Origin of the sequence: Limosilactobacillus reuteri subsp. porcinus (assembly GCF_036621895.1) — a bacterium.
GTDB classification, from domain to species: domain Bacteria; phylum Bacillota; class Bacilli; order Lactobacillales; family Lactobacillaceae; genus Limosilactobacillus; species Limosilactobacillus reuteri_J.
The window spans coordinates 1-3,394 of record NZ_LN887484.1 but is presented as its reverse complement, the minus strand read 5'-3'; the positions used below and the strand labels follow the sequence as shown (position 1 = coordinate 3,394).

The window sequence follows — 3,394 nt, the reverse complement described above, 5'->3', positions numbered from 1 at the left end:
TTTATTTATAGAATACGAGGAGTTTTAATTATGATTAATTACCATCTTACCATTACTGGACGCGTTCAAGGAGTTGGTTTCCGCTGGAGCGTCTATCAGTTGGCACAGCGGGCTGGGATTGAGGGGATCGTTATGAATAAGAATGATGGGAGCGTTTATTGCGAATTGCAGGGTCCCATTGAGATTGTTAAGCAATTAATCTCTAAAATTAAAGCTGGACCCACTCCTTATGCTCGAATTAATAAGGTTAAAATCACCGAGGGAAGCCTGCAAAACTACCATCATTCATTTCAAATCACGCATTAGTTCGCGATTAGCGGTAGAATTCAATTCCTGAATAGAGTAAAATACGTACTATTAACGTAATTAATATACAAAGAAATAAGGGAGTTTGATTCATTAATATGAAACGAAAACGAATAACGATCGCTGGAGGTCTCTTTACCCTCCTGCTGCTTCTTAGCGGATGTGTACGGACTACTAAGAGCGGTCGGCCATACGGGTTTGTCTATGATTATATGGCTAAACCAATGCAGCACTTGATGGAATGGTTAGCCAGCCACATGGGCAATAACTACGGTTGGGCAATTATTGTCATTGTGGTAGTTGTGCGAACAATTCTTTTACCAGTGATGTTCTCACAAATGAAAAAATCAACCATTATGCAAGAAAGGATGTCCAAGGTTCAACCATTGATTAAAGAGCTAACAGAAAAACAAAAAGCGGCCAAGACTCCTGAAGAACAGGCGGCCGTTAGTCAACAAATGATGGCTCTTTACCGGGATAACAATATTAGCTTAACTGGCGGAATCGGCTGTCTGCCATTGTTAATTCAGCTGCCAATTTTTGCCGCCTTATATGCTGCTATCCGTTATTCGCCAGACCTTTACCACGCAACTTTCTTCGGGATTCCACTTGGTAAGCCAAGCATTATCTTAGCGATCTTATCTTTTATCGCCTATGCTGCCCAGAGTTATCTTGGTCTTGTCGGTGTTCCTGAAGCCCAGAAGAAGCAAATGAAAGCTGCTATTTGGATGAGTCCTTTCATGACCTTCTTCATTTCCATCACTTCTTCTGCCGGATTAGGTCTTTACTTCTTTATCGGTGGACTATTTGCCATCTTACAAACTTTGATGGTCAATGCTTACCGTCCGCGGATTCGTCGCCAAATTGAAGAAGAAAACAAGAAGAATCCAATTAAAATGTCTAAAGCACCAGTAATTAACACCCCTAGTTCTTCAACTAAACCGACTGATGCAATTGACCAATTACGTAAAGGCGATGCCAAGCCAAGCGATCAAGCAAACCGTAATCGTCAACGTAATGCTGGCAAACAGCAACATCACAAAAAATAATTATCAAAAAGCTGGGAGAAAGCAAAAGTTTTTTCTCAGCTTTGTTTTTTCGGAGGAAGACACATGATTAAACCAATTATTAAAGACCAACAATTACTCGCCAAAAAAGCAACCCCCACAACTAAAGCTGATTTGTCCCTTGCAACCGATCTTAGCGATACGCTTAATGCTCACCAAGCTGAATGTGTTGGAATGGCTGCCAATATGATTGGCGTAAATAAGAATGCAATTATTGCGCGAATCGGGCCCTTTAATGTCGTAATGTTCAATCCGCAAATCGTCGCTAAAAGTCACCCTTATCAAACTGCAGAAGGATGTCTTTCATTAAGCGGAACACGTCCTACTAAACGTTATAAGCACATTACCGTTAAATTTCGCAATCAGAGCTGGCAAGTGCAAACATTAGAACTTACAGATTTTGCTGCTGAGATTGTTCAACATGAAATTGACCATTGTAATGGAATTATAATATAAGCAATGAGAATATTTGCTAAAATATCAATAAATGAAATAAGGAAAGTAGAATCGCCGGGTTCTGCAACAAATTAAGTTATGCTTCTCAAACAGGCGTCCAACAGGGAGGATGGGAGCAAGTTTTGTGGAGGTTTTAATATGGATTCACCAATGTCAATTACCAAAGAAGTACGGCATTATGTTGTTCGTAATGTTGTCGCCACCCTCGGGATGTCAATGTATGTTATTATTGACACCCTTTTTATTTCAATCGCGGCGGGGGCTTTAGGCTTAACTACGCTTAACCTGGTACTCCCCCTATTCAACGTTTTTAATGGAACCGGGCTATTGCTGGGAGTCGGTGGCGCCACAATCTTTTCGTTAAATAAGGTTATGCATCCTGAGAGAATAAAATCATTATTTAGTCAACTGATGATTTTTGCTTTTACTTTCGGGCTTATCCTAGCAATCCTATTAAACATTTTTGCGACTCCAGTAGTTGATTTTCTTGGGGCAGATGATGCAACTCGGCAGATGGCAATCGTTTATTTACGAATAATTTCATGGAGCGGCCCTCTCTATATGGTTAACTACATTGCCATTAATTTCATTCGTAACGATGGCAATCCCACGTTAACCATGAAAGCCACCTTAACCGAAACATTATCTGTTATCCTCATCGACTGGTTCTTTATTTTCGGAATGGGTCTTAAATTAGAAGGAGCAGCATTGGCAGTATTATTTTCGCCAGCAATTAGCTTGGTGGTTTTAAGTTTTCATCGGAAGTTCGCCGGCCGACAATTAGAATGGCACTGGGTTGTCCCTCACCTAAGAAACATTTGGCGTTCAGCACGCTTAGGGGTTGCCTCAGCATTAAACGAATTAAGTACTGGTGTTAGTATTTATTTCTTTAACCATGTTTTATTGCAGCTGGCTAATAACTATGCCGTTGCCGCATATGGCGTTATTTCCAACATTGCCATCGTTGTGCTAGCAATTGCTAACGGGGTAGCGCTGGGTGTTCAACCGCTTGCTAGTCGGGAATTTGGTAAACACGAATATAAGAATGTATCGATGATGTTAAAAAATGGGATGATCATTACCCTCTTTCTAGCAACAATCAGCTTTATTATCCTGATTACCTTTAAGCATCCCATTATTGAAGTTTTTAATACTTCTCATTCTAGCCAACTCCTCGCCTATGCTAGTGTTGGCCTTCCAATTTACTTTACAAGTGTATTCTTCAGTGCGTTAAACCTATTGTTCATCCTTTTCTTAACAGCAATTGGCTCCGCGCGGGCATCATTTTCTTTATCAATTCTTCGTGGCTATATTATCCTTCTCCCCGCGATCTTTATTCTGGCAAAAGTTGCCGGAATCAACGGGGTCTGGGCAGCAGTTCCCTTTACTGAATTTGTTATTACTTGCATCGGTGGAATTATCATCTACCAGCGACTTAAAAAATTGAATAAAGGGTAAGTGGAAAATAACCTTCTCGTTAAGGTTCACATAAATAAAGAGGAGGCTGGGAATTAACTATTAATTTTTGGTTCTCTAACAGTAAAATCCGGACTACGATTTTTGAT

Annotated in this window: 4 protein-coding genes; all 4 read left to right on the top strand. The window is 40.3% G+C overall.

The window, feature by feature from the left end:
* Positions 1-30 precede the first annotated feature (30 nt).
* The 4 genes from AACL61_RS08920 (at position 31) to AACL61_RS08905 (ending at position 3,287) form a co-directional block, all read left to right on the top strand.
* A complete protein-coding gene (locus tag AACL61_RS08920; protein ID WP_102816461.1) occupies positions 31-306 on the top strand; it encodes an acylphosphatase in 276 nt (91 codons plus the stop codon).
* Positions 307-404: 98 nt separating this feature from the next.
* Positions 405-1,355 carry a membrane protein insertase YidC gene (yidC, locus tag AACL61_RS08915; RefSeq protein WP_339111263.1) on the top strand — a complete coding sequence of 317 codons (951 nt, stop codon included), beginning with the start codon at positions 405-407 and terminating at the stop codon, positions 1,353-1,355.
* Positions 1,356-1,418: 63 nt separating this feature from the next.
* Positions 1,419-1,829, top strand: coding sequence for a peptide deformylase (locus AACL61_RS08910; RefSeq protein WP_339111262.1), 411 nt, complete (start codon positions 1,419-1,421; stop codon positions 1,827-1,829).
* Between the two features lie 78 nt (positions 1,830-1,907).
* Entirely contained in the window at positions 1,908-3,287 is a 1,380-nt protein-coding gene (locus AACL61_RS08905) for an MATE family efflux transporter (protein WP_339111261.1), read from the top strand.
* The last annotated feature ends 107 nt before the right edge of the window (positions 3,288-3,394 follow it).

Coding starts and splice junctions, on each gene's coding strand:
- AACL61_RS08920 (WP_102816461.1), top strand. CDS start 31: ATGATTAATTACCATCTTACCATTACTGGACGCGTTCAAGGAGTTGGT.
- yidC (WP_339111263.1), top strand. CDS start 405: ATGAAACGAAAACGAATAACGATCGCTGGAGGTCTCTTTACCCTCCTG.
- AACL61_RS08910 (WP_339111262.1), top strand. CDS start 1,419: ATGATTAAACCAATTATTAAAGACCAACAATTACTCGCCAAAAAAGCA.
- AACL61_RS08905 (WP_339111261.1), top strand. CDS start 1,908: ATGCTTCTCAAACAGGCGTCCAACAGGGAGGATGGGAGCAAGTTTTGT.